This is a genomic window from Dolichospermum heterosporum TAC447 (assembly GCF_024584745.1).
Lineage (GTDB): Bacteria > Cyanobacteriota > Cyanobacteriia > Cyanobacteriales > Nostocaceae > Dolichospermum > Dolichospermum heterosporum.
In genome coordinates this window covers 3,950,138-3,974,823 of record NZ_CP099464.1, presented here as the reverse complement: position 1 = coordinate 3,974,823, position 24,686 = coordinate 3,950,138, and the positions used below count along the sequence as shown (strand labels likewise).

Annotated in this window: 22 protein-coding genes and 2 pseudogenes; 13 read left to right on the top strand and 11 right to left on the bottom strand. The window is 39.8% G+C overall.

From position 1 onward, the window contains the following. Window positions 1-93: 93 nt before the first annotated feature. The 5 genes and pseudogenes from NG743_RS17770 to NG743_RS17750 form a co-directional block, all read right to left on the bottom strand. Window positions 94-1,407 carry a TldD/PmbA family protein gene (locus tag NG743_RS17770; protein ID WP_193964353.1) on the bottom strand — a complete coding sequence of 438 codons (1,314 nt, stop codon included), beginning with the start codon at window positions 1,405-1,407 and terminating at the stop codon, window positions 94-96. A 169-nt stretch (window positions 1,408-1,576) separates the two neighbouring features. Then, a pseudogene (locus NG743_RS17765) lies at window positions 1,577-1,681 on the bottom strand (Tab2 family RNA-binding protein); the annotation flags it as partial. 102 nt (window positions 1,682-1,783) lie between these two features. Beyond that, the gene (locus NG743_RS17760) at window positions 1,784-2,641 is read right to left on the bottom strand and encodes a Tab2/Atab2 family RNA-binding protein (protein WP_371316428.1); all 858 of its coding nucleotides are present in this window, start codon (window positions 2,639-2,641) and stop codon (window positions 1,784-1,786) included. A 456-nt stretch (window positions 2,642-3,097) separates the two neighbouring features. After that, window positions 3,098-3,778: a uracil-DNA glycosylase gene (locus tag NG743_RS17755; RefSeq protein WP_193964357.1), complete on the bottom strand. Its 681-nt coding sequence runs from the start codon at window positions 3,776-3,778 to the stop codon at window positions 3,098-3,100. A gap of 276 nt (window positions 3,779-4,054) precedes the next feature. Continuing rightward, window positions 4,055-4,261 carry a hypothetical protein gene (locus NG743_RS17750; protein WP_053538132.1) on the bottom strand — a complete coding sequence of 69 codons (207 nt, stop codon included), beginning with the start codon at window positions 4,259-4,261 and terminating at the stop codon, window positions 4,055-4,057. Between the two features lie 151 nt (window positions 4,262-4,412). Here NG743_RS17750 and NG743_RS17745 point away from each other — a divergent pair, with 151 nt between their 5' ends. Next, entirely contained in the window at window positions 4,413-5,663 is a 1,251-nt protein-coding gene (locus tag NG743_RS17745; RefSeq protein ID WP_257120580.1) for a competence/damage-inducible protein A, read from the top strand. A 105-nt stretch (window positions 5,664-5,768) separates the two neighbouring features. Here the strand turns inward: NG743_RS17745 and NG743_RS17740 are convergent, their stop codons facing one another. After that, the gene (locus tag NG743_RS17740; RefSeq protein WP_027402474.1) at window positions 5,769-7,349 is read right to left on the bottom strand and encodes a B12-binding domain-containing radical SAM protein; all 1,581 of its coding nucleotides are present in this window, start codon (window positions 7,347-7,349) and stop codon (window positions 5,769-5,771) included. A gap of 243 nt (window positions 7,350-7,592) precedes the next feature. Here NG743_RS17740 and NG743_RS17735 point away from each other — a divergent pair, with 243 nt between their 5' ends. The 6 genes from NG743_RS17735 to NG743_RS17710 all read left to right on the top strand — a co-directional run bounded on the left by NG743_RS17735 (window position 7,593) and on the right by NG743_RS17710 (window position 12,350). After that, window positions 7,593-7,901, top strand: a complete 309-nt coding sequence (locus tag NG743_RS17735) for a type II toxin-antitoxin system HigB family toxin (protein ID WP_053538135.1) — start codon at window positions 7,593-7,595, stop codon at window positions 7,899-7,901. Beyond that, window positions 7,876-8,283: a helix-turn-helix domain-containing protein gene (locus tag NG743_RS17730; RefSeq protein ID WP_257120579.1), complete on the top strand. Its 408-nt coding sequence runs from the start codon at window positions 7,876-7,878 to the stop codon at window positions 8,281-8,283. Before NG743_RS17735 ends, NG743_RS17730 begins: the two co-directional genes overlap by 26 nt. 288 nt (window positions 8,284-8,571) lie before the next feature. Continuing rightward, window positions 8,572-9,579: a tryptophan--tRNA ligase gene (trpS, locus tag NG743_RS17725; RefSeq protein ID WP_053538137.1), complete on the top strand. Its 1,008-nt coding sequence runs from the start codon at window positions 8,572-8,574 to the stop codon at window positions 9,577-9,579. A 145-nt stretch (window positions 9,580-9,724) separates the two neighbouring features. Continuing rightward, on the top strand, window positions 9,725-10,639 hold the full coding sequence (locus tag NG743_RS17720; protein WP_193963733.1) for a methylenetetrahydrofolate reductase: 915 nt from the start codon (window positions 9,725-9,727) through the stop codon (window positions 10,637-10,639). A gap of 156 nt (window positions 10,640-10,795) precedes the next feature. Beyond that, window positions 10,796-11,518, top strand: coding sequence for a Uma2 family endonuclease (locus tag NG743_RS17715; protein WP_257120578.1), 723 nt, complete (start codon window positions 10,796-10,798; stop codon window positions 11,516-11,518). 88 nt (window positions 11,519-11,606) lie between these two features. After that, the gene (locus NG743_RS17710; protein ID WP_027402478.1) at window positions 11,607-12,350 is read left to right on the top strand and encodes a Uma2 family endonuclease; all 744 of its coding nucleotides are present in this window, start codon (window positions 11,607-11,609) and stop codon (window positions 12,348-12,350) included. 87 nt (window positions 12,351-12,437) lie between these two features. Here the strand turns inward: NG743_RS17710 and NG743_RS17705 are convergent, their stop codons facing one another. The 3 genes and pseudogenes from NG743_RS17705 to NG743_RS17695 form a co-directional block, all read right to left on the bottom strand. Beyond that, window positions 12,438-12,656, bottom strand: coding sequence for a hypothetical protein (locus NG743_RS17705; protein ID WP_027402479.1), 219 nt, complete (start codon window positions 12,654-12,656; stop codon window positions 12,438-12,440). A gap of 103 nt (window positions 12,657-12,759) precedes the next feature. Beyond that, entirely contained in the window at window positions 12,760-13,032 is a 273-nt protein-coding gene (locus NG743_RS17700; protein WP_027402480.1) for a CopG family ribbon-helix-helix protein, read from the bottom strand. Window positions 13,033-13,160: 128 nt separating this feature from the next. Beyond that, a pseudogene (locus NG743_RS17695) lies at window positions 13,161-13,769 on the bottom strand (isocitrate lyase/PEP mutase family protein); the annotation flags it as partial. A gap of 128 nt (window positions 13,770-13,897) precedes the next feature. On the opposite strand from NG743_RS17695, the gene NG743_RS17690 reads away from it, so the two are divergent. From NG743_RS17690 to NG743_RS17680, 3 genes are all read left to right on the top strand, one after another. After that, a complete protein-coding gene (locus tag NG743_RS17690; RefSeq protein ID WP_193963482.1) occupies window positions 13,898-15,319 on the top strand; it encodes an aldehyde dehydrogenase family protein in 1,422 nt (473 codons plus the stop codon). Window positions 15,320-16,165: 846 nt separating this feature from the next. After that, window positions 16,166-17,554 carry a histidine--tRNA ligase gene (gene hisS / locus NG743_RS17685; RefSeq protein ID WP_257120576.1) on the top strand — a complete coding sequence of 463 codons (1,389 nt, stop codon included), beginning with the start codon at window positions 16,166-16,168 and terminating at the stop codon, window positions 17,552-17,554. A 72-nt stretch (window positions 17,555-17,626) separates the two neighbouring features. Next, window positions 17,627-18,025: a nuclear transport factor 2 family protein gene (locus NG743_RS17680; protein WP_027402483.1), complete on the top strand. Its 399-nt coding sequence runs from the start codon at window positions 17,627-17,629 to the stop codon at window positions 18,023-18,025. 345 nt (window positions 18,026-18,370) lie between these two features. Here the strand turns inward: NG743_RS17680 and NG743_RS17675 are convergent, their stop codons facing one another. Both NG743_RS17675 and NG743_RS17670 read right to left on the bottom strand, forming a co-directional pair. Next, window positions 18,371-18,700: a YnfA family protein gene (locus tag NG743_RS17675; protein ID WP_236630529.1), complete on the bottom strand. Its 330-nt coding sequence runs from the start codon at window positions 18,698-18,700 to the stop codon at window positions 18,371-18,373. Then, window positions 18,697-20,496, bottom strand: a complete 1,800-nt coding sequence (locus tag NG743_RS17670) for an aspartate kinase (protein ID WP_257120575.1) — start codon at window positions 20,494-20,496, stop codon at window positions 18,697-18,699. The genes NG743_RS17675 and NG743_RS17670 overlap by 4 nt, the downstream gene beginning before the upstream one ends. 712 nt (window positions 20,497-21,208) lie before the next feature. On the opposite strand from NG743_RS17670, the gene pstS reads away from it, so the two are divergent. The 3 genes from pstS to pstA all read left to right on the top strand — a co-directional run bounded on the left by pstS (window position 21,209) and on the right by pstA (window position 24,650). Next, a complete protein-coding gene (gene pstS, locus NG743_RS17665; RefSeq protein WP_193962268.1) occupies window positions 21,209-22,249 on the top strand; it encodes a phosphate ABC transporter substrate-binding protein PstS in 1,041 nt (346 codons plus the stop codon). 372 nt (window positions 22,250-22,621) lie between these two features. Continuing rightward, entirely contained in the window at window positions 22,622-23,611 is a 990-nt protein-coding gene (pstC, locus tag NG743_RS17660; protein WP_027402487.1) for a phosphate ABC transporter permease subunit PstC, read from the top strand. 166 nt (window positions 23,612-23,777) lie between these two features. Then, window positions 23,778-24,650 carry a phosphate ABC transporter permease PstA gene (gene pstA / locus NG743_RS17655; protein ID WP_027402488.1) on the top strand — a complete coding sequence of 291 codons (873 nt, stop codon included), beginning with the start codon at window positions 23,778-23,780 and terminating at the stop codon, window positions 24,648-24,650. The last annotated feature ends 36 nt before the right edge of the window (window positions 24,651-24,686 follow it).

Below are 24,686 nucleotides of genomic sequence, written 5' to 3'. Positions count from 1 at the left end.
AGTAGATACGGTGGAGACTAATTTAATTGTATCATTGCGTTGTGTTAGATCCCCGACTTCTTGAAGAAGTCGGGGATCTGGGATGTTATAATATTAACTATTTTTCCCAGTAATTGATAGTCCTTCTACTATCAGCGATGGTGTATAACAAGAACCATTCCAATCTACGTCTCCACCCAATCGCACCACTTGTTTTAGGGCTGTGTAGACGTTACCCGCGACCATCGTATCTTTGACTCTGCCAATTATTTGACCATTTTTGACCCGATAACCTAAATCAACATTGATGGAAAAATCACCAGATAGTCCGCTACAACTACCTAACATTTGATCGATAATTAAGCCGTCATCCATCTTGCTAATTAAGTCTAATAGGGAAAGATCACCAGGTTGAATCAGGAAGTTAAATAATCCAGGAGTGGGATAACTACTTAAGCCAGGGCGAAAACCATTACCAGTGCTACCGCTGTTTAATTGTCGTCCAGTGGTGCGATCGCTATAAAAATTCCGTAAAATCCCATTTTCGATAAATATCAATGACTGAGTAGGTTGACCTTCATCATCAAAGGGACAACTATAGGGACCGGCTTTTGGGTTTTGGTAAAGGGTCAGGGTGGGGGCAATAACTGGTTTACCCAATCTATCTGCCCAGGGGGAAGCTTTTTCCAAGATGTGTTTACCATTCAAAGCTGATTGCACAGTTCCCCACAGCATATCTGCTGCTTTGGAAGTGAACAATACAGGACAACGACCACTGGGACTAGGAATGTTTTCTTTAGCCCAATTTAAGCGCTGTAAAATTTGGCTGGCTACTTTTTCTGGGTTGAGTTTATCGCGTTGAGTTTGACCATCAGCAACACTGAGAAAATCATCACCTCTCACCCATTCCGCTGACATATAGCAGCTAAGTGTGGTGTCGGTGTAGTGAGAATCTAAACCTTTGCTGTTAATCAGTCTAGTGTTTTCTATATCGCATTCCCAGTCACTATGGCAAAGAATATCTGGATAAACATCACGAATTGAGGCGATCGCTTCTTTGCCCCAGTTAATCAACATCTCTACAGATACAGATGTGCCTAAATCTGGGTAAGATTGCCCCGTATAACTATTTAATTCAACCGTTTCCGGTGGATTTAATTGACTCAGTGCCAAAGATTTCTCCACCATAGCTTGGGGATCAACATCGCCATAAGCCACCGTCAAACCGGGACAACCATCCCGCCATAGTCGTAGGGCTGTACCCTCAGATTGACTGGTTTCTAGTTGTTTGAGACGGTTGGCTTCAAAAAAAACTGGTCGAGAAAGCGATCGTGACTGATATACTTCCGCAGCCTCAGCGCCAGATTTGAGGGCAAGTTCTAGCAGTTGTTCCGCCAGTGTATCTTGTAACAAATTTGCAGAACCCATGTCCCTTTATGAATTATGGATTTTGGATATAAATCGCTTAATAGACGCACATCATTATCCCATTAGCGTGTCATCAACAGTTACAAAAAAGGGAACAGGGAACAGGGAACAGGGAACAGATAAGAAACACTCATTTGCACCAGTTTAGAGCTTATCCCTGCTTGTACCCTCATGGCAAATTGATTTCTTGTAACAGCCAAAAGCCCGCAAAATCTTGGGATTGAGAATCGGACTGGACACCAATAAAATGTACGCCATTGGCTTGTTCCTTAGCTACAGCAATGTCATCAACAGTTACAAAAAAGGGAACAGGGAACAGGGAACAGATAAGAAACACTCATTTGCACCAGTTTATAGCTTATCCCTGCTTGTACCCTCATGGCAAATTGATTTCTTGTAACAGCCAAAAGCCCGCAAAATCTTGGGATTGAGAATCGGACTGGACACCAATAAAATGTACGCCATTGGCTTGTTCCTTAGCTACAGCAAAGCCCTGTGCTTCTGCCAAAAGTTCAGGAGTGCGGATATTAGCCACCACCCAACTTTCCGTAGCCCCCGTTTCCAAAATCAACCTGTTGCCTTGTTTGGTGTCAAAGTGCAAATAAGCCATTTCTAAACCAGACATCCAACCCGCTATGGGTAAAGCCCTGGAGGAGAAAATCAAAATTCCTGGAATCCGAGTTTCTGGGGATAATTGCGCCAACTCCAGGGGAAAAGCTTCACCAAAGCCAATTTCCCAATCCGGCATTTCCGCCAAATCACTAGCTTCTAAAGTCACAAAAGCCCATTGTTTTCCTTCCAACGCATCTGGTAATCGCTGGGGCAAGGGTCTATCTAAACGCACCGAAGGATTAACTACCCCCTGATATCCTGGTTCTTGGGGATAAACTTCCTTCATTCGCTGCTGTATCCACTGATTGAGAACTAACGTCCGCCGACTTGGTACGGCGGGTACTCCCACATCTTCACAGGATTTGGTGATCATGTTATTCATTTGGCGGCGGAAAAAGCGGATTTTGGTAGGTGCTGCACCAGCTTCTTCTATCGCTTCCTGGATTGCTGTCCGTAGCCAACCCGAATTTACCTGGGTACTTGGGCAATATTTAGCATAGCGAAACAGAGAATCCGTTGGTGTACCAATATCTACAGGACTTTCGCACACCAACATTTCCCACACTTTTTTCTGATTTTCGTCCAAAATCGGACGGGAGTAAAAATCGAGTTCCCAGTACATTTTTCTCTGGCTGCCCATGTTTTAGCGGTAAAAATCTGATGACTTAATATTTTGTGATTTCCTAACTTTACCAATTTACAGGAGCATTGATATTTACTAATTTTGGAGAATAACAATATACGCTCTTACAAAAAATAGATGTAATATAATGTACCAAAAAGAAAGCAACAGGCTCTATCTTTGATAGTAGCGTTGGGCTTGAGCTTGATATATCTTTGTAAAGGGCGATCGCATTTTTGGATCTAACTGTATATTTGTTATCACCATTTGGTGATTTGTTTACTCTAATAAGTAGTGAGATAGAATTAATTACACAATGTTATTGCGTAAGCGTGGCGTGGCGTTAGCCATAGGGAACGAAGTGAAATGAAGCAATCGCCAGGGTTGTGATTGCTTCCCTTCCCTCGCAATGACTGTAAATATTTTTGTCCAATTACTTAACTTTTTCAGCAAACCCTAAATAGAGTTTGTCAACTCATCAAACTTAGCCCGAACCACCTGTATATCTTGCCACATTAGCCATTTCGGCTTTCCTTTTTCCCGTGAAGGATTACGCAACAAGTAAGAGGGATGAAAAATAGGCATACATAAGCGCCCTTCCCACTCCAACCATTGACCACGAATTTTAGTAATCGGACGGTTATCACCAATCACACCCTTCACAGAAGTTGCACCTGTTAATAAGATAATTTTTGGGTCAACCAGGCGAATCTGCTCAAATAAATATGGTTTACAAGCAGCAGCCTCTTCATTAGTCGGTACACGGTTTTCCGGTGGTCTACACTTACAAATATTGGCAATATATATATCTGTTTCCGTACTTAAATTTACCGAAGCTAAGATACTTTCTAGTAATTGTCCTGATCTACCCACAAATGGTAAACCTGTTTCATCCTCATTTTTCCCCGGTGCTTCTCCAATAATCATAATATCGGCTTGGAGATTACCACGCCCAACCACAGCATGAGTCCGGTTTTGGGCTAACGCACAACGCTGACAGCCATTGCAATGTTTTGTCAATTCCTCTACATTCTCATAAGTTCCCGGCGGAATGGGAATTTTATTACTTGTAGTAATTAGCTCTCTTTGGTTTAAGCTGGAGTTATCAAATAAACTAAGTTGAGTCTCATGCTGCATGGAATTTAGAATGGTAACTGGAAACTTCAGAATATTAACGCAAATAAGTAGGTTAGCATTAAAGATCGTCGTTATGGCAAGGCAAGAGTGAAGAGGCAAGAGGCAAGAGGCAAGAGTGAAGAGGATTTGAGCGATTTTACTTTTCGTTACATATTTCGGTTTTTTCCGTTCACCTACTTATTACCACCCATCCTATCAATTAATAGACAGGATTAGATTGGGGCTTTGTCTACCTCATCACAAGTATCGCCCTTTTTTCCAGACAGCACACTCTAATTAATCAAGTTTTAAAGCATTAACTGGCACATCATCCCAAGATTTGACTGTTCGTAATTTTGCAATCCAGCCCTCTGCCTTTTGAGAGTTCGTGAGATTAGTCTTAAACGACTCATGACAATCTCTAGCCTGAGATTCATCACAAGAGGCAATACAGGCGTGAATCAGTCCAGAAGGATCAATTTGTTCATTCACCCAAATATTCATAGTTTATATTTTGAAAATATCGTGTTAAAACCGTTATCTTTAATTTTATAATACTTATTAAATTTATGTACAGAAATAAGCAAAATTCAAGCGAGTATTTAATATCACCAGTTCTTCCTAGATTCCTATTCCTAATTCCTTTTTAACCCCCATGAGTGCAGAAATTATTTGCGTTGGTACAGAAATGCTGCTAGGAGATATCCTCAACAGCAATGCCCAATATCTTGCTCAACAATTAGCACAGTTAGGCATTCCTCACTACTATCAAACCGTCGTTGGCGATAATCCAGACCGACTCAAAGAAGTTATAGAAATTGCTGCTTCCAGAGTACAAATTCTCATTTTCACAGGTGGGTTAGGACCCACACCCGATGATCTCACCTGCGAAACTATCGCTGATTTTTTTGGCGTTCCTCTCATAGAACGAGCCGATATTGTCGAAGATATAGCCGAAAAATTTGCCCAACGGGGACGAATAATGTCCGCTAATAATCGCAAACAAGCCTTAATTCCCCAAGGTGCAGAAATTTTACCCAACCCTACAGGAACAGCGCCGGGTATTATTTGGCAACCCCGTCCAGGATTAACTATTTTTACTTTCCCTGGTGTTCCCAGCGAAATGTATCGAATGTGGACAGAAACCGCAGTACCTTTTCTGAAAAGTCAAGGTTGGGGAAAGGAAATTATTTATAGTCGCAGTTTAAGATTTTGGGGAATTGGAGAATCTGCTTTAGCCGAAAAAGTAGCCCCCTACTTTAATTTAACTAATCCCACAGTAGCCCCCTATGCAGGCAAGGGAGAGGTCAGACTGCGAATCTCTGCTAAAGCCACAGACGCAACAACCGCAGAAGCTTTAATTGCACCCATTGAAAAACAACTAATAGAAATTGCTGGCTTAGATTATTATGGCATTGACAATGACACCCTTGCTGCTGTTGTTGGTAATTTATTAAAGTCTGCGGGAGAAACCCTATCTGTAGCCGAATCTTGCACTGGTGGGGGACTGGGGCAAATGTTAACGGAAATTTCTGGTAGTTCTGATTACTTTTGGGGTGGGGTAATTGCCTACGATAATTCTGTCAAAGTTGGACTATTAGGAGTCAACCCAGAGGATTTAGAGGAATTTGGGGCGGTAAGTGCGACAGTAGCTGAACAAATGGCTATTGGCGTTAAAAATCGGCTTTCAACCACTTGGGGATTAAGTATTACAGGCATTGCTGGACCAACCGGGGGAACCCAAACCAAACCAGTGGGTTTAGTCTATATTGGTTTAGCTGGTCCTGGTAATGAAGTAATCAGTTTTGAACATCGCTTCGGAACAATTCGGGGACGGTCTTTAATTCGTTATGTGAGTGCAAATGCAGCCTTAGATCATCTGCGGAGACATCTGCTTAAAAGATAGTAGGGGGGGTGGGGGAGGTGGGGGAGGTGGGGAGGTAGGGGAGGTGGGGGGGTGGGGGAGGTACCAAAAATGGACAAGGTATTGATTACTTACTTACTTACTTACTTACTTACTTACAGGTTCTAATTGTAGACTTATTACTTTTTGTTCTTGTTCTTGTTGCTGAAATTCTGTCAATTCTGATTCTATTTCTGCCCTGACTTCATGACGGAACTTGAAAAAATGTTCACCTGTACCCAGGGCAATTAAATAATCATATAATAGATGAGGTTTACTCCATGCCATTACTATTAATTGCCACCAAAAAACAAACCGTGTAGAACGCAAAATTCCCTGTCGCCAACAAATAGACATTAAAAATTGAAACTCTGGTTTTGTTAAATTTCTTTCATATTTAGCCCGCCAACCTTCCATCATCATAAAATGCCGGAAAGTCCGTTTTAGGTAGGGCATGGGTTCATATAAATTCCAAAAAGCATCAACAAACTCCTCGGCAATTTCCGACATTGGCCGAGTGGGAACAAAATTCATTAAGGCTTTTTGAGAACCCACAAATTCACCTAAACCATCCCTTAACCGTCCTTCTTTTTGCAAGCGAGTCCACATGGCTGTATTGGGTAATGCTTGCAATAAGTTAAGATGGGCTTGGGGAATACAAGTTGCTTCTACAAACTCTTGAATCCGTTTACCTGCACCTGGTTTTTCACCATCAAATCCTAAGATAAAACCAGACATAATTTGTAATCCGGCTTTAGTAATTTTATGGCAGGATTCAACTAAGGAATTGCGGGTATTTTGTGGTTTGTTAATTCCGACTAAACTATCTACATCAGGGGTTTCAATTCCCATGAATACCTGCACAAACCCAGCTTTTACCATTAGTTCTAGTAATTCGTCATCTTCTGCTAAATTTAAAGAAGCTTCTGTTAATAATGCAAAAGGATAATTACGTTCTTCCATCCAGGGAATTAATGCTCTTAAAAAGACCTTAGCATTGCGTTTATTGCCAATAAAGTTATCATCAACTATAAATACATAACGCCACCAACCCATCTGATACAAAGCATCTAATTCTGCGAGGATTTGTTCTGGGGTTTTTGTCCGGGGTTTGCGACCGAAAAGGGTAATAATATCGCAAAATTCACATTGGAATGGACAACCCCGGGAAAATTGCACCGTCATGGCTATATAAGCATTTAAGTCTAATAAATCAAATCGAGGTAGGGGAGTTGTGGTGACATCGGGTTTTTCTGTAGCGCGAAAAATCCCTTTCTCTTCTCCCTTTTCTAAAGCCTCTACAAACATGGGAATAGTAATTTCCCCTTCATCTAAAATTAAATAATCTGCGCCGGCTTCAAGAACAAATTCTGGTACAGATGTGGCAAATGGTCCACCCACTGCCACTTTTTTACCTAATGCCTTACCTTTTCTAATTAATTCACCAAAATCCTGTTGTTGAATGATCATTGCAGAAATGATGACTATATCGCACCATTCCCAATCTGCATCTGTTTCTAGACGGACATTGCGATCGCTCAATCTGAATTCCCAATCACTCGGTAACATTGCTGCCACCGTGATTAACCCTAATGGGGGATTCGTAGATCGTAACCCAGCTAAATCAATGGTTTCCTGATAAGACCAAAAAGAATTAGGCATTATCGGCCAGATTAATAAAGCTTTCATTAAGTATATTTCCCTGAGTTGTTTTTGATCAAAACCTATTTAATTTGAACTATAAAAGTTAGGTCAGTTGGTTTTTATCTCTCTGGAGGTACAGATTCTTTTAGTTTTATATTTAAGAAAAGAAATAGATAAGGTAAAGATAAATTACAGTTCAGCAAACAAAATTTATTTACGTCTGAAATCTGAGATAAAATATTTGGTAAATTTACTTGAAAATGGTTATAATATTATTTTCTTAAATTGATGCGTGTTATTAGCAAAAAAATACTTAGGGACTTTTGGGAAAAGCACTCCCTAGCAGAATCAGGACTTTTACTATGGTATCAACGTATATCTGATTCTCAATTGGAAAAGTTTAATGATGTCAGACAAATTTTTCCATCAGCAGATTTAGTTGGTAACTTTACTGTTTTTAATATCAAAGGTAATCATTATCGTTTGATAACCTATATAGATTATGAGTATCAACTCTTATTTATACGTGCTGTACTCACTCATGCTGAATACGATAAGGAGAATTGGAAAAATGACGAGTGGTTTAAAAATTCCTAGTAACTACTATATAAAACTAATTACCACATTTCCTCCTCGACCAATTACCAATGAAGATGAATTAATTGCTACTCAAAATCAAATTAATTCTATTTTAGATCAACAAAATATTACACAAGATGATCGAGACTATCTGAAGGTTCTTGCTACTCTTGTTTATGATTATGAACAACAACATGAAATAATACCTACCTTAACAGGTATAGCACTCCTTCAAGCTTTGTTAGAAGAATCTAATCTGCAACCAAAAGATTTAGCTTCTATCTTAGAAAGTGAGTTAATAGTTTTAGATATTTTTAATGGTAAACGCCAATTAACAGAAAAACAAATTCAAGATTTAGCTATTTTTTTCCAAATTGATCCTACTTATTTAGTTGCATAACTGAGTTTTCCGCTTACCTGGTAATTGTAGAAACTTCTGGCAAAAGTCGGAAAAAGAGGAAATATGCTTTTAGAGACTTCCAAATAAAAAAATGTCCCAAAACTGATGCAGAAATTCTCTCTCTGTGTACTCTGTGCCTCTGTGGTTCGTTTCTTAGGATAATTTATTTCTTGGAAGTCTCTTAATAACCTCATCACTAATCCCCAATCACTCCCAATGACTACTAAAATGAGTCTTGTAACCGCCCCATTTACAAAGCGGGGAAGAGGAGATAAATAACGGATAATTATGGGTAAACAGCGCGTTTTGTCGGGAGTTCAACCAACTGGTAACTTACACTTAGGTAACTATTTAGGTGCGATTCGCAACTGGGTAGAAATTCAAGACCAGTATGAAAATTTCTTTTGTGTGGTAGATTTACACGCTATCACTGTACCGCATAATCCCGCCACTTTAGCGGCTGATACTTACAAGATTGCTGCTTTATATTTAGCTTGTGGTATTGATTTACAACACTCTCATATCTTTGTTCAGTCCCACGTTTCCGCACACAGTGAACTCACTTGGTTGCTAAATTGCATTACCCCCCTGAACTGGTTGCAAGATATGATTCAGTTTAAGGAAAAAGCCGTTAAACAAGGGGAAAATGTCGGTGTTGGTTTATTAGATTATCCCGTACTCATGGCGGCGGATATTCTCCTTTATCAAGCTGATAAAGTGCCAGTGGGTGAAGACCAAAAGCAACATTTAGAACTAACAAGGGATATTGTTAATCGGTTTAATCACCAATTTGCCAAAAAAGCACCTGTATTAAAATTACCAGATCCTTTGATTAGAAAGGAAGGTGCAAGGGTAATGAGTTTGACAGATGGGACAAGGAAAATGTCAAAATCAGATCCTTCAGAATTGAGCCGAATTAATATTTTAGACTCTCCAGAGGAGATTACTAAGAAGATTAAACGCTGTAAAACTGATTTGGTGAAGGGTTTAACCTTTGATGATTCAGAACGCCCAGAATGCCATAATTTATTGACACTGTATACGCTGCTGGCTGGAAAAACTAAGGAAGAGGTAGCGATTGAATGTGCAGATATGGGTTGGGGACAGTTCAAACCTTTATTGACAGAAACGGCGATTCATGCTTTAAAGCCGATTCAGGACAAATATCAGGAGGTAATGGCGGATAAGGGTTATTTAGAGTCAGTGTTGCGGGATGGTGGGGAGAAAGCCAGAGCGATCGCTAACTCTACTCTAGCAGATGTGAAAGCGGCTTTGGGTTTCACTGTTCCGTTGTAATTTTTTACAGAAGTTAGAACCCCGACTTCTTTGAGAAGTCGGGGATCTGAAAAAGATATCTGAGTGAGTAATATATAACTAAGGTTTAGTCTTTAATGTGTAATTCGTTTTACTCTTTAAGAAAACCTCAAGATAAATTTGAACTATGCCGGATACTTATAGCTTTAGTGCTTTTAACAACTTCCGCACAGCCGCCCAAAAGGGTGACTTTTTAATTACCGCCGAAGTTGCACCTCCCAAGGGCGGAGATCCTATCCATACCATCGAAATGGCGGCGACTCTTAAGGGAAGGGTTCATGCTGTCAATATTACTGATGGTAGCCGTGCCGTAATGCGGATGTCTTCCTTGGTAGCCTCGGTGATTTTATTGCAAAATGGCATTGAACCGATTTGTCAGTTTGCTTGCCGCGATCGCAATAGAATTGGATTACAAGCAGATTTAATGGGCGCTCATGCTTTGGGTATCCGCAACATCTTAGCATTAACTGGCGACCCTGTAAAAGCCGGTGATCATCCTCAAGCAAAAGCCGTTTTTGATTTGGAAGCTGTGCGGCTATTGCAGTTAATTAGAAACATGAATCAGGGTTTTGATTTTAATGAAAAACCCCTCACTGATGGTGCATTAGATTTATTTGCAGGTGCAGCAGTAGATCCTCAATCGAAAAGTTGGTCAGGTTTGCAAAGTCGCTTTGAAAAGAAGATAGCAGCCGGAGCGCAATTTTTTCAAAGTCAATTAATTACTGATTTTGAAATATTAGAAAAGTTCATGAATAAAATTGCCTGTGGTTACAATAAACCAATTTTGGCAGGAATTTTTCTCTTGAAATCGGCAAAAAATGCCCAGTTTATTAATAAAGCTGTTCCCGGCGTGAATATTCCTGAACACATTATTGAGAGATTAGCAAAAGCGAAACATCCTCTAGAAGAAGGCATGAAAATTGCCGCCGAACAAGTGCAAACTGCGCGGGGATTATGTCAGGGTGTGCATATTATGGCGGTGAAACGGGAAGATTTGATTGCACCGATTTTGGATTTAGCGGGGGTGGGGAAAGTTAATTAGGAAGAAAAACAGCTTAAATTATGAATTTAGTAGAGACGTTCCATGGAACCTCTCTACAAGGGTTTTGAGATCACGTATATTTAAATTCAGTCGTTGTCTCTAAATATTGCTAATTTTGCTAAACTAGAATAAACCTCACACCAGCAGGAGGACATAATGACTTTTACAACTGATATCCAGGAAGATTCAGACTTACGCCCTTATCCAGAAACCTCTCTTCCAGATCATACCCAACTGCCAGATTCTAACGGCACGTTTGTGAAAAATTGGCAAGAACATCCCCAAAGTATTCTACTAACTGATTCTATCAAACCAGTATTACAAAAACTTTATCCTGATAGTCAATATTTTATTGGACAAGATTTAGGCATTTATTGGCGTATTACTGAACCACCTGAGAAAGGTGCAGAAGCACCAGACTGGTTCTATGTTCCCAGTGTACCACCTACCTTAAATGGTAAAACCCGACGCTCCTATGTCCTTTGGCAAGAATTTATTGCTCCATCAATTGTTTTAGAATTTGTTTCGGGGAATGGTGCAGAAGAACGAGATAAAACTCCTTGGAAAGGTAAATTTTGGATTTATGAGCAGGTAATTCGTACTCCTTTTTACGGCATTTATGAAGTAAATAAAGCCAGTATAGAAGTTTATGAATTAATTGGTGGACAATATCAGTTATTAGCAGCAAATGAACGGGGACATTATCCGATTACATCTATGGGTGTTGAGTTGGGTTTATGGCAAAGTGAATATCTGGCTATGGATTTACCTTGGTTGCGGTGGTGGGATTTGCAAGGTAATTTATTATTAACCGGTGAAGAAAGAGCGAATCGTTTGACTGCACAATTACGGGCTTTGGGAGTTGAACCGGAAGCGTAATATTATTTGGACTTTGAGTTAAGGATTCGTCGCAATCCTTACTAATTTTGCTAAACTAGAATAAACCTCACACCAGCAGGAGGACATAATGACTTTTACAACTGATATCCAGGAAGATCAAGACTTACGCCCTTACCCAGAAACCTCTCTTCCAGATCATACCCAACTACCAGAGTCGGACGGTACATTTGTGAAAAATTTTCAGGAGCATCCTCAAAGCAATCTACTGACAGACTCCATTCAACAAGTATTACAAAAACGCCATCCAGACGGACAATATGCCATAGGTCAAGATAGCGGTATCTACTGGCGGATGACTGACCCAGCAGAACGGGGTGCAGAAGCTCCAGATTGGTTTTATGTCCCCAATGTACCCCCTACCTTAAATGGGCAAATACGGCGATCTTATGTCCTTTGGCAAGAGTACATTGCCCCGTTAATTGTTTTAGAATTTGTCTCTGGAAATGGTAGTGAAGAAAGAGATAAAACTCCTTGGAAAGGTAAATTTTGGATTTATGAACAGGTAATTCGCCCTGCTTTTTATGGCATTTATGAAGTTAGGAAAGCCCGTCTTGAAGTTTATGAATTAACTGGTGGACAATATCAGTTATTACCAGCAAATGAACGGGGACATTATCCAATTAAACCTATGGATGTGGAGTTAGGTTTATGGCAAGGTGAGTATCTGGCTATGGAACTACCTTGGCTGCGTTGGTGGGATTCCCAAGGTAATTTGTTGTTGAATGGTGATGAAAGAGCCGAACTAGAACGTCAAAAAAGCGATCGTTTAGCTGCACAGTTGCGGGCTTTGGGGATTGAACCGGAAGCGTGATATTAAATTAAATGTAATGATGACGATTTTGGATTTAACGGAAGTAGAAACAAATGATCGATCACTTTTTCACAAATAAATAAGGTATCAGACCGTTAAACTTGCTTGTAATTCAACAATAATACTCTCCATAGATTGAGGTTTTAATTCTCCTTGCTGAAAAGCTGAAATTGCTTTTTTTGCATCTTCAGCAATTTCTTCACGACGAGATTCAATCATTTGATTTTTAATAATTTCTAATAACATTTCTCTTTGTTCAAGAGGAAGTTGATTAACAGTTGAAATTGCCTCTTCTAGTGTTACCATAATTTAGGTTTTCTTCATTTAATTGACTTTCTTTAAATAGATTATAACTTATGGAGTAATTCAAACGCAGATAAACGCAGATAAACGCAGATGATTTTTTGGGCTATTTAACGAAGTTAGGGATAATTGTTTCCGCAGCAGTTCCCCAAGTTTCCAACCATTTCATCACCTCTTCTCCTGATACTACACGACCGGCTTCAATATCAGCGATCGCTTCTTGAGTTTCTTCAAACATCCTTTGTTTAAGTTCTTCCTGCTCAATATACCGACGGAGAGCATCATTAATTATCCAACCTTTAGAACGCTTAATTCGGTTAGCAGTGGTATCAAGTTTCTCTTGTAAGTCATCATCAAGCCGAAAACTCGTGGTACTCATGAAATTACCTCAATAATGCACAGTATTATATTGCATTATTTTTAATATAATTCATTATTCATCAAGTTTCAACCAGAGAAGTAATGAATAATTTATTCCTTATACTCCTTTTCCACAGCTAAATATTGCGGCACATCAGGAAAAGCAGCGGCTATAATTTCCAACTCTGTCACAGATTGAGGAGCTTCCACAAACAAGACATCTGCACCAGCATTGATGTATGATTGACCACGAGCAATGGCTTCCTCCAACCCCAAAGGCGCACGGGCATCAGTTCGGGCTATAATGACCAAATCGCTATCACCACGTGCTTCCACCGCAGCCCGGATTTTTCCCGCGTGTTCTGTCATCGAAATCACCCGTTTACCTGCAAAATGTCCGCATTTCTTCGGCCATTCTTGGTCTTCTAAAATAATCCCAGCTAAACCCAACTGCACCGCATCTTTTACAGTTCGCATCACATTTAAAGCGTTACCGTAGCCCGTATCACAATCAGCAATCAAGGGTATATTAATTGACTGAGCTATTCTCCCGACAGTGGATAAATTTTCTGTAGCAGTGAGAAAACCATAGTCAGGTAAACCCAAGGTAGAAGCAGCAATCCCAAAACCACTGGTAGCAGCGACATCAAAACCCGCCTTTTCTACCAATTTTGCACTCAAACAATCATAAACACCAGGAATAACGATAATTTCAGGACGTGCCAATAATTCACGCAGTTTTTGAGCAGCAGACATACAAATAACTATAAATGGACTATTTTGAGAATACAATAAATACTGTAAAAACGTTTTCGGAAGCTTACGGTATTTCTTCCTTTGCGCCTTTGCGCCTTTGCGAGAGATAAAATTTAAATTAATCACAAATGAGTAAACCAATAGAAGTCCGCAACCCCCGCACAGGTAAATTTGATTATGTCATCGTTCCTCCGCCACCAAAATTACTTTCCCAGCAATGTCACCGTTTGCGGAGAGGACAAATTATCTGGCAAAAATTAGGAATTGAAGGCAGAATTGCCGCTTTAAAAGCATGGAAACAAGCTATATTATCAGACCGAACACAATTAATAGAAGCTTTAGTCAGTGATACTGGAAGATTATCAACATCAGTGACAGAGGTGGATTCATTTATTTCTAGTATTGATAAATGGTGTAATTTAGCTCCACAATTAATACAAGGGACAGCAAAAAATACATCTATTCCTTTTATTGCTTTACAACAAATGGCTGTTCCTTATCCTCTGGTTGGCGTAATTAGTCCTTGGAATTTCCCCCTATTGTTATCTACAATTGATACGATTCCGGCTTTACTAGCGGGTTGTGCTGTAATAGTTAAACCCAGTGAAATCACTCCCCGATTTGTTGCTCCCTTGATGACTACAATCAATACAATTCCTCAATTACGTGATGTTTTAAACTTTGTTGAAGGAGCAGGACAAACAGGAGCAGATTTAATAGAAGATGTAGATTTAATTTGTTTTACAGGTAGTGTAGAAACTGGGCGGTTAGTGGCAGAATCGGCAGCCCAAAAATTTATTCCTGCTTTCTTAGAATTAGGTGGAAAAGACCCAGCTATTGTTTTAGAATCAGCAGATTTAGATTTAGCAACCTCAGCAATTTTGTGGGGTTCTGTTGTGAACTCTGGACAGTCCTGTTTATCAATTGAAAGAATTTATGTTGCTGAATCTATATTTGAAGAATTTTATCATCAATTAGTCACTAAAGCTCATGAATTGAAATTGGCATATCCAACTATTGAAAGTGGTGAAATTGGTCCAATTATTTGTGAAAAACAAGCGGCTATTATTAATGATCATCTGTTAGATGCTGTTGCCAAAGGTGCAGTAATTCACTCTGGTGGTAAAGTAGAAGAATTAGGTGGAGGTTGGTGGTGTCGTCCTACGGTTATGACTGAAGTTGATCATTCTATGAAAGTCATGACTGAAGAAACATTTGGTCCAATTATGCCGATTATGCCTTTTGCTAATATAGAAGCAGCGATAAATTTAGCTAATGATTCTATTTATGGATTAAGTGCTGCTATATTTTCTGAATCAGAAGAGTTAGCATTAGAAATTGGTATGCAAATAGATGTAGGTGCTATTAGTATTAATGATGCAGGTTTAACAGCTATGATGCACGAAGGAGAGAAAAACTCCTTTAAATTTTCTGGTTTGGGAGGTTCACGCATGGGCAAAGCTGCCTTTAAACGCTTTATGCGAAAAAAAGCCTTTTTGATTAAAACTAACTTTGATAAAGACCCTTGGTGGTTTAATAATGAAGAGTAGGGGTATAGAAGCTGGGTAAGTAGGTGAACACAATAAAATCGAATATAGCATCAAAAATCGCTCAATTTTCCAGACTTGATATTACTTCTAACTTCTTCTAAATCCTCCTGATAACGCAGCGTGGCGTTAGCCATACTCCCGAATGGGCGCAAGCCCTGCGCCCCTACCTCCTGATAGCGTAGCGTTAGCCATACTTCTAGCCCTCACAGACAACTTTTTCAGCAAACCCTAAGTAGCTTGGCACAATTAAATATAAAACCTCTCTCCAAACCTCTCCCCTAGTAGGGGAGAGGCTTTGACTCCCCCTTTCCTACCAGGGAAGGGGGTTGGGGGGTTAGGTTTATATTATACTTTTTAACGCCCACTTACTTATTGGTTGACACTCTCCGGTCTAAAGACGCGGAGATTCTATAGAGAGTTTCAGTCTATATCCCTCAGTTATCCCAGTTTCAGGCACTGCCTTAAATATTTGGGTTCTTGCCCTGATTTCGTTGGCCCTGGCGGGCGAAATCATATCTGACAAGCGTAACTTTCCGAGAGTCCCTCGGTAGCTTTTTATGTCTTTAGTGACAATATAGTTGTATCACGAATATGGATTAAAATCAATGCAGGATTTATCCTGCCTCTAGTACAAAACGGCGTAAATAAACCAACCATTCTAAATCCTCCAAAAGCCTATACTGTCTTCATTTTGACTTTTGACTTTTGACTTTTGACTTCCGCCTTGCGGTAATCCCTTGTCTAAAGCCCAAATGTGGCTTCCTGAGTCACCCACATTTTCAAGGGTTTTCGGCGTTCTTCCTTATAATAGTCTGTAATTAATTTCCCATTTATTAAGGTAAAAAAATGACTAAAAGTGACAAAATTAACTTTTCTACTCCTAGCGGGTTTCCTGAATTTTTACCTAGCGAAAAGCGTCTAGAAGTATATTTACTAGATATTATTCGTCAGGTTTTTGAAAGTTATGGTTTTACACCTATTGAAACTCCAGCAGTGGAAAGGTTAGAAGTCCTGCAAGCTAAAGGTAATCAAGGTGACAATATTATTTATGGTATTGAGCCAATTTTACCACCAAATCGCCAAGCAGAAAAGGATAAATCTGGAGAAACTGGTTCAGAAGCCAGGGCTTTAAAATTTGATCAAACTGTTCCTCTTGCTGCGTATATTGCCCGTCACTTAAATGAATTAACTTTTCCTTTTGCTCGTTATCAAACGGACATGGTATTTCGGGGTGAACGGGCAAAAGATGGACGGTTTCGGCAGTTTCGACAATGTGATATTGATGTGGTTGCTCGTGGTAAACTAAGTTTACTTTATGATGCCCAAATGCCGGCAATTATCACGGAAATATTTGAAAAAATTAATATTGGTGATTTTGTCATTCGTATTAATAACCGCAAAATCCTCACAGGTTTTTTTCAATCAGTAGGAGTTACTGAAAACCAAATTAAAACCTGTATTAGTATTATTGATAATTTGGAGAAAATTGGCGAAGCTAAAGTTAAACAAGAATTAGAGACAGAAGGTATTTCCTCAGAACAAACGGAAAAAATTATTGAGTTTGTGAAAATTGATGGCAGCATTGATGATGTTTTAGATAAACTTAAACACCTGGCTGAAAGTTTGCCAGATGCAGAACAATTTAATTTAGGGGTTACTGAATTAGAAACTGTAATTAATGGAGTGAGAAATTTAGGAGTTGCTGATAAACGTTTCTGTATTGATTTATCTATTGCTCGTGGTTTAAATTATTATACTGGCACTGTTTACGAAACTACTTTATTAGGTCATGCAGCTTTGGGGAGTATTTGTTCTGGTGGCAGATATGAAGAATTAGTGGGAATGTTTATTGGTGAAAAAATGCCTGGTGTGGGTATTTCTATTGGTTTAACTCGCTTAATTAGTCGGTTATTAAAAGCGGGTATTTTGAATACGTTACCGGCAACTCCCACTCAGGTGGTAGTAGTAAATATGCAAGAGGATTTAATGCCTGTTTATTTACAAGTATCACAACAATTAAGACAAGCAGGAATTAATGTTGTAACTAATTTTGATAAAAAGCCATTGGGTAAACAATTTCAAGCCGCTGATAAACTGGGAATTAGGTTTTGTGTAATTATTGGTTCAGAAGAAGCCGCCGCACAAAAATCATCATTGAAAGATTTACAAAGTGGTGAACAAATAGAAGTAGCTTTGGCAGATTTACCAGAGGAAGTTAAACGCAGACTGGCATAATTTGGCATCATTTTAATTACCACACTTTTGGCATGGTAATTTATCAAAAAATCAAAAATTAGGAATAGATAGATGACTACACAATCAGAACGCACCTTAAATGTCGCTAATCAGGCATTTGGGTATTTTGTGCAAGGTTTAGAAACTGGTAATTGGCAAGCATTTTTAGATATGCTGACAGATGATTTTACCTTTTGGTTTCCTATGGGAAAATTTCACGGTTTAAATGTAGGTAAAAAACGAGCAAAGGAGTTTTTTGAATATGTTTCTGAGTCCTTCCAACTAGGAATTAAGATTACCTCTTTAGACAATATTACTAGCAATGAAAAAACAGTGATTTTTGAATTTCGGGATGAAGGTAACTTATTTGGTAATCCTTATAAAAATCGGGTTGCAATTGCTTTTGATATTCGAGATAATCAAGTTTGTGCTTACCGAGAATACTTTGGTAGTGATGGTAAATCTTATTAATGAGAGATACAGCGTTTTTTTATTCAGTCAGCTATAAGAACCCCAGCACCCTCGCAAGCGAGGAGGAGGCTATAATATACTCGATATATACTCAAAATGGCTTGATTGTTTGATTCTAAACCTAGGGGTAAAGCAAAAGCTGATATGTGTCAACTTAATCTCAAATCTCTACCACATCTCGTTCCTAGTCTCTGACTAGGAATGCAGTTGATGAGGCTCTGCCTCTAATATCATTGAAGGCAGAGCCTTCTAGAATTCATTCCCAGTCAGAGACTGGGAACGAGACGAATCCATTAATTCATCCGCGTTTATCTGTGTTTATCTGCGGTTAATTATTCTGTTCATTTATCTATGTGAACCGCATAAAATAATTACCGTTCCCAAAAGGGAAAATATCACACCTGATAAATCCCATCTATTCGGTTTTACTCCTTCAAATAGCCATAACCACAGCAAGGATGAAAGGATATAAATTCCCCCATAGGCAGCATAAACTCTGCCAGCATTATCGGCATCTACTTTAGTTAGGGACACAGCAAAGATGATCAAAGCGAAAATTCCCGGAATTACCCAAAGGATGCTTTTTCCTAATCTTAACCATGCCCAAAAACTGTAGCAACCGGAGATTTCTGCAAATGCTGCAATGAGGAGAAAAATCAGGTTGGGTATTTTCACGCTGGAACTACAAATTTTTCACTTCCAGCTAAATCAAAAGCTGAATGAATAACTTGTAATGCTTTGACACCTTCATCCTGTCCGACAACACAACTAATTTTAATCTCTGAAGTGGCTATCATTTGAATGTTGATGTGATTTTTAGCTAAGGCTGTAAACATTTTGGCGGCTATGCCCGGTTGTCCTACCATCCCAGAACCAACGATACTAACTTTAGCGATCGCCTGATCTAATACTACCTCACCCCAATCAAATTCTTTGGCAACTGCTTTTAATTTCTGTTGAGCATTTTCTGCATCCATTTTCGCCACAGTAAAGGCAATATCCCTTCCGGGAACACCATTTACTATTCGACAACGTTGGGACTGAATAATCATATCCACACTGATGTTATGTTGCCCTAAAAATCCAAACAATTTGGCAGCCATACCCGGATTGTTTGGTACTTGCCGAATCGCAATTCGGGCTTGGTTCATGTCTAAAGCGACACCACGCACCGCCGGGGCTTTAATCCCAGCACAGGAGAGAGAAGTAGAAGAAGAGTTGATTTCAAAAGTATGACACAAAGCAGCTATAGCGCGATCGCAATCCCCAATATCCACCACACAACTCACCTTAACTTCACTGGTAGAAATCATCTGAATATTCACACCAGCTTCCGCCAAAGTTGTAAACATCTGCGCTGCTACCCCCGGACGACCAATCATTCCCGCCCCGACAATACTCACTTTAGCAGTATCTTTTTCTACCATTACTTCCGCTTCATCTGAACTATGCTGATTTTTAAATATCGGTGCTATAGCCAATGATACTGCTTCCGCCCGTTTTAATATTGAAGTATTTACTGTAAAAGCAATGTCGTTAGTATTACCTTCATGAATAGACTGAATAATTAAATCCACATCCACATTTTCCTGGGAAATTTGCCCAAATAACTGAGCGGCTATCCCTGGTCTATCAGGAACACGCAATAAAGCCACCTTAGCCTGTTGAATATCAAACTCCACAGCATCCACTGGTCGTGCCAATTCTAAATTTACCAACGCCCGATCTTGCCTTGACGGCGTAGTTACCCAAGTTCCGGGCTGATCCGTCCAACTTGACCGTACCACCAGGGGAACACCATAATTGCGGGCAATTTCCACAGCCCGGGGATGTAATACCTTCGCCCCTAAACTAGCCAATTCCAGCATTTCATCACTCGTGATTTCTGTCAATAATTGGGCTTCAGGAACAAGACGCGGATCTGTAGTTAAAATTCCCGGAACATCTGTATAAATTTCACAAAAATCTGCCCCGATAGCAGCGGCTATGGCGACGGCGGAAGTGTCAGAACCACCACGTCCCAAAGTAGTAATTTCTAATGCTTCTGTACTGCTAATTCCTTGAAATCCCGCAACCACAACCACTTTACCGCCATTAACTTGCCGCATTAAGCGTTCAGTTTCAATATGTAAAATCCGGGCGCGGCTGTGTTCTGCTTCGGTAACAATCCCTACCTGAGCGCCAGTCATCGAAATTGCTGGTTGACCAATTTCCTGCAATGCCATACTCAGTAAAGCAATGGTAACTTGCTCCCCTGTAGAAAGCAGCATATCCATTTCCCGACGACTAGGAGTTTTAGAGATGTCATTAGCTAGTTTAACTAACCCGTCAGTGGTTTTACCCATTGCAGAAACCACTACTACAACAGAATTTCCAGCTTTGACAGTTTTTTCAACCCGCATTGCTACAGCTTGAATCCGTTCGACTGAACCAACAGATGTACCACCGTATTTTTGAACTATAAGCGCCATAAAATTCTCTTTAATCACTTGTTTTGCCACAGTCAGGGTTGTCACGACTATGAAAAACCCTAAAAGTGCCAGTTTAGATTACCAAAAAAAATACACCCGTTAGCAATCTCGGACTTTGATTTTAATCACAAATTAACCATTTCCATGAATTATCTTAACCAATTTATACACCTTTTTTGTTTATTGTAGTTAGCCGTAGGACAGTATTTTTATGTGAATAATTAAATACTAATCCGCTCAAACATGGCAAGCAATATTACTTATTCCTAGCAGACTGTTTATTTACATAACACACTGCTAGGATATTTTATTGAACAGGAGTATTGAACAGGAGTATTGAACAGGAGTATAGCTAACGCCACGCCACCCTATCAGGAGGTAGGGGCGCAGGTCCTGCACCCATTCAGGAGTTCAGAAGGAAGAAATTTCTCCCCCACTCCCCCACTCCCCCAACTCCCCCTACTCCCCCACTCCCCCCACTCCCCCAACTCCCCCACTCCCCCCACTCCCCCCACTCCCCCCACTCCCCCCACTCCCCCCACTCCCCCCACTCCCCCAACCCCACCCCCACTCCACTACTTAAAATTAAATGTTTAAATTAAACTTAAACAGCTTTTGCCGTGTTCTTAATTTTTTCTTAACTATTTAATATCAAAATTAATACCAGGATGTAATTCCCTAAGTAAGTATTTCTGAAAACTTAAGAGGCAGTATGGCTTTTTTATCCACCATTTTGAATCGTGTTGTTGCCACTTCAGTCATAACCGGGGCTGTTGCATTGAGTCCAATGCTGAGTGCGATCGCTCAAGCTCAAACTTTAAACGGTGCTGGAGCAACCTTTCCCGCTCCTTTGTACGAACGTTATGCTCGTGAAATTAGAAAGAAGCACCCCGAATTGAAAGTTAACTACCAAGCCATTGGTAGTGGTGGTGGTATTCGTCAAACCATTGCGGGAACAGTTGACTTTGGTGGTAGTGATGCAGCGATGAAAGATGATGAAATCGCTAAAGTTAAGAATGGTGTGATCTTAGTACCCACTGCTGGTGGTGCCGTTTCCGTTGTTTATAATTTACCTGGTGTCAACAAATTGAGATTATCTCGTACCACATTACCAGCAATTTTCTCTGGACAAATTAAAAACTGGAATGATCCAAAAATTAAAGGGGATAACCCCGGTGCAAATCTACCAAATAGTCCAATTAAATTTGTAGTTCGCGCTGATGGTAGTGGTACAACATTTATTTTCACCAACCATTTAAGTTCTATTAATGGTTATTTCAAAGGTAGAGTTGGAGCTAATACCGCTCCCAAATGGAATTTACCAAACGTTCTCAAAGGTAAAGGTAATCCTGGAGTAGCAGCTTTAGTGAGAAGCACCCCTGGATCTATTGGTTATGTTGAATATGACTACGCTACTAAAAACAAACTAAATTCAGCGGAAGTCCAAAATAAGAAAGGAGAATTTGTTGCTCCTTCTTTAGCAGCTGCGAACTCAGCTTTATCAACAGTGAAATTCCCTGATAACTACCGCGTATTTATTGGCGATCCAGGACAAGGTTATCCCATTGTTGGTTTAACTTGGATGATGGTTTACAAAAAGTATCCCACTCCTGCTAAAGCTGAAGCCATGAAAAAATGGATTAACTGGGTACTCAAAGACGGTCAACAGTATAATGATGACCTCAACTACACCAAAATTCCTGGTGATGTTGTCAACCGTGTTTTACAAACAGTAAATAGCAACGTTAAGTAATTTTCACATAAGCAGTCAGCCGTTATGTATCAGCTTTCAATGTTGAAATGTAGGTAATTGAAACCTGCTTTTATTTACAAAAGAAGGGAACAGGGAACAGGGAACAGATAAGAAACACTCATTTGCACCAGTTTAAAACTCAGTCAAAAAAAAGATGTTTTTTAAGATGCGTAGCCCGAAAAAAAACAGTGTCATTATTTCAATCTCATGTTTTTAAACATGAGTTTTTCCTGTTCCCTGCGATGCACTGAGCTTGTCGAAGCGTTGCCCGTTCCCTGTTCCCTCTGAATTGACCATTTCATTTTTTAGCTGGTTTATGACGGCTGTGCGCTTACATCTAATCTACCTGATTTTATAAACTTTTTATTGATCATGGCTAATTCATCTGAATCTCAGAATAATTCACTAAGTTTAAGTGATGGCAATATTGATTTAACATCCACAGGTGGGGTTAATTTCTGGTTTGATAAAGGATTTACATGGATAGTATATCTTTTCGCTGGGATTACTGTAGCCATCCTCTTTGTCATGACCTGGGTGATTTTCAAGCAAGCGGAACCAGCTATTGGTAAATTTGGACTGGGCTTTTTATGGGGTCAAGATTGGGATACAGGGAATCAGATTTTCGGGGCATTACCCTACATCTATGGAACTTTAGTCAGTAGTGCGATCGCTGTTTTATTAACTATACCCGTAGGCATATCCATAGCCCTAGTCACCAGTGAAGATTTTTTACCAAATCCAGTCAAAAGCACTATAGCTTTCGTCATTGAATTAATTGCCGCTATCCCCAGCGTCATTATTGGTTTATGGGGCATTTTCGTATTTATTCCCGTCATCACACCCATAGAGAAATGGTTAGGTAGCACCTTCGGGTTTATCCCCCTATTTAACACACAAGACCCCGCCGGCAACAATATGTTAACAGCCGGCATTGTTCTCGCCATTATGACCTTACCCGCAATGGCAGCTATTTCTCGTGATGTTTTAATGGTTATTCCTAAAGAGTTACGTAGCTCATCTATGGCTTTAGGCGGAACTCGTTGGGAAACAATTTTTCGAGTTTTGTTACCAGCAGGATTTTCTGGGATGGTCAGTGCAACAATGCTATCTCTGGGCAGGGCATTAGGCGAAACAATGGCTGTCACAATGCTAATTGGTAACTCCGCCCAAATCAGCATATCCCTTCTAGATCCAGCATATAATATTCCCGCAGTCTTAGCCAATGAATTTGCCGAAGCTGAACCAGGCTTACATATTGGGGCATTAGGCTATTTAGGTCTAATTTTATTTGCTTTAACACTAGCTATAAATATTGCGGCTGTATTAATAGTCGAATGGGTTGGCAAAAAAAATAGATAAGTAGGGAACAGGGAACAGGGAACAGGGAACAGGGAACAGGGAACAGGGAACAGGCAAGAGGCAAGAGGCAAGAGGCAAGAGGCAAGAGGGAACAGGGAACAGGGAACAGGGAAATTTTACTTTTGGTTACATATTACTCATTCAAAATCCAAAATCCAAAATTAACATGAGTGCTTATACAAATTCAGAAACAGATCAAGCCGCTGCGGCTTCATTATGTCAGCCCCTATCCACAGATAGACAATTATTCACATACTCAATGAACGGGATTGCCTTTGGTCTGAGTGGTTTAGCACTGTTGCCATTGTTATCCATATTATGGGAAATCATGTCACGGGGGCTTTCTGGCTTCAGACTAGAGATGTTATTTCATCCATTAATTGAAAATGGGTTTGCTAATGCTATTCTTGGTACTATACTTATGGTAGGTATTGGTGCATCACTCAGTATTCCTGTCGGGGTAATTACAGGAATTTTCTTAGCAGAATTTAGTCAAACCAACCCATTTACGCGGTATGTGCGATTTATTACTAGTATTCTTACAGGTGTTCCCTCCATTGTTGTAGGAATATTTGCCTATGGTGTGATTGTTTTATTAACTAAGGGATTTAGTGCCATTGCTGGTGGTTTTGCTCTAGCTGTAATTATGCTACCAGTGATAGTATTAACAACAGAGGAGGCTTTAAAGCTAATTCCTGTTCCCCAACGTCTTGCATCCGCAGCATTGGGAGGAACTCGCTTTCAAACTACTTTTCGTGTTATTGTTAGTTCGGCTATCCCAGGGATTACTACGGGGATTTCCCTAGCTATAGCTCGTGCATCTGGTGAAACAGCACCACTACTTTTTACCGCTTTATTTAGTCAAAATTGGTCAGATGGTTTATTAAGTCCTACTGCTTCCTTACCAGTATTGATTTTTAACCTTTATAACAATCCTGATCCAGCCGTAAATCAACTAGTATGGACAACCTCCATCATTCTCCTGACTTTAGTTTTGTTTTTCAGCTTGCTGTCTCGCGTAATTGCTAAGAAAAGATAAGGTCAACTAAAAAATTTTCTTTCCTACTTTAGTCAA

Bases quoted from the DNA above. Each gene is read 5' to 3' on its own strand.
- NG743_RS17680 (WP_027402483.1), top strand. From the start codon at position 17,627: ATGACTACACAATCAGAACGCACCTTAAATGTCGCTAATCAGGCATTT.
- NG743_RS17755 (WP_193964357.1), bottom strand. From the start codon at position 3,778: ATGCAGCATGAGACTCAACTTAGTTTATTTGATAACTCCAGCTTAAAC.
- trpS (WP_053538137.1), top strand. From the start codon at position 8,572: ATGGGTAAACAGCGCGTTTTGTCGGGAGTTCAACCAACTGGTAACTTA.
- NG743_RS17710 (WP_027402478.1), top strand. From the start codon at position 11,607: ATGACTTTTACAACTGATATCCAGGAAGATCAAGACTTACGCCCTTAC.
- NG743_RS17690 (WP_193963482.1), top strand. From the start codon at position 13,898: ATGAGTAAACCAATAGAAGTCCGCAACCCCCGCACAGGTAAATTTGAT.
- pstC (WP_027402487.1), top strand. From the start codon at position 22,622: ATGGCTAATTCATCTGAATCTCAGAATAATTCACTAAGTTTAAGTGAT.
- NG743_RS17700 (WP_027402480.1), bottom strand. From the start codon at position 13,032: ATGAGTACCACGAGTTTTCGGCTTGATGATGACTTACAAGAGAAACTT.
- pstS (WP_193962268.1), top strand. From the start codon at position 21,209: ATGGCTTTTTTATCCACCATTTTGAATCGTGTTGTTGCCACTTCAGTC.
- NG743_RS17670 (WP_257120575.1), bottom strand. From the start codon at position 20,496: ATGGCGCTTATAGTTCAAAAATACGGTGGTACATCTGTTGGTTCAGTC.
- hisS (WP_257120576.1), top strand. From the start codon at position 16,166: ATGACTAAAAGTGACAAAATTAACTTTTCTACTCCTAGCGGGTTTCCT.
- NG743_RS17760 (WP_371316428.1), bottom strand. From the start codon at position 2,641: ATGTACTGGGAACTCGATTTTTACTCCCGTCCGATTTTGGACGAAAAT.
- NG743_RS17720 (WP_193963733.1), top strand. From the start codon at position 9,725: ATGCCGGATACTTATAGCTTTAGTGCTTTTAACAACTTCCGCACAGCC.
- NG743_RS17735 (WP_053538135.1), top strand. From the start codon at position 7,593: ATGCGTGTTATTAGCAAAAAAATACTTAGGGACTTTTGGGAAAAGCAC.
- NG743_RS17750 (WP_053538132.1), bottom strand. From the start codon at position 4,261: ATGAATATTTGGGTGAATGAACAAATTGATCCTTCTGGACTGATTCAC.
- NG743_RS17715 (WP_257120578.1), top strand. From the start codon at position 10,796: ATGACTTTTACAACTGATATCCAGGAAGATTCAGACTTACGCCCTTAT.
- NG743_RS17730 (WP_257120579.1), top strand. From the start codon at position 7,876: ATGACGAGTGGTTTAAAAATTCCTAGTAACTACTATATAAAACTAATT.
- NG743_RS17745 (WP_257120580.1), top strand. From the start codon at position 4,413: ATGAGTGCAGAAATTATTTGCGTTGGTACAGAAATGCTGCTAGGAGAT.
- NG743_RS17740 (WP_027402474.1), bottom strand. From the start codon at position 7,349: ATGAAAGCTTTATTAATCTGGCCGATAATGCCTAATTCTTTTTGGTCT.
- NG743_RS17770 (WP_193964353.1), bottom strand. From the start codon at position 1,407: ATGGGTTCTGCAAATTTGTTACAAGATACACTGGCGGAACAACTGCTA.
- pstA (WP_027402488.1), top strand. From the start codon at position 23,778: ATGAGTGCTTATACAAATTCAGAAACAGATCAAGCCGCTGCGGCTTCA.
- NG743_RS17705 (WP_027402479.1), bottom strand. From the start codon at position 12,656: ATGGTAACACTAGAAGAGGCAATTTCAACTGTTAATCAACTTCCTCTT.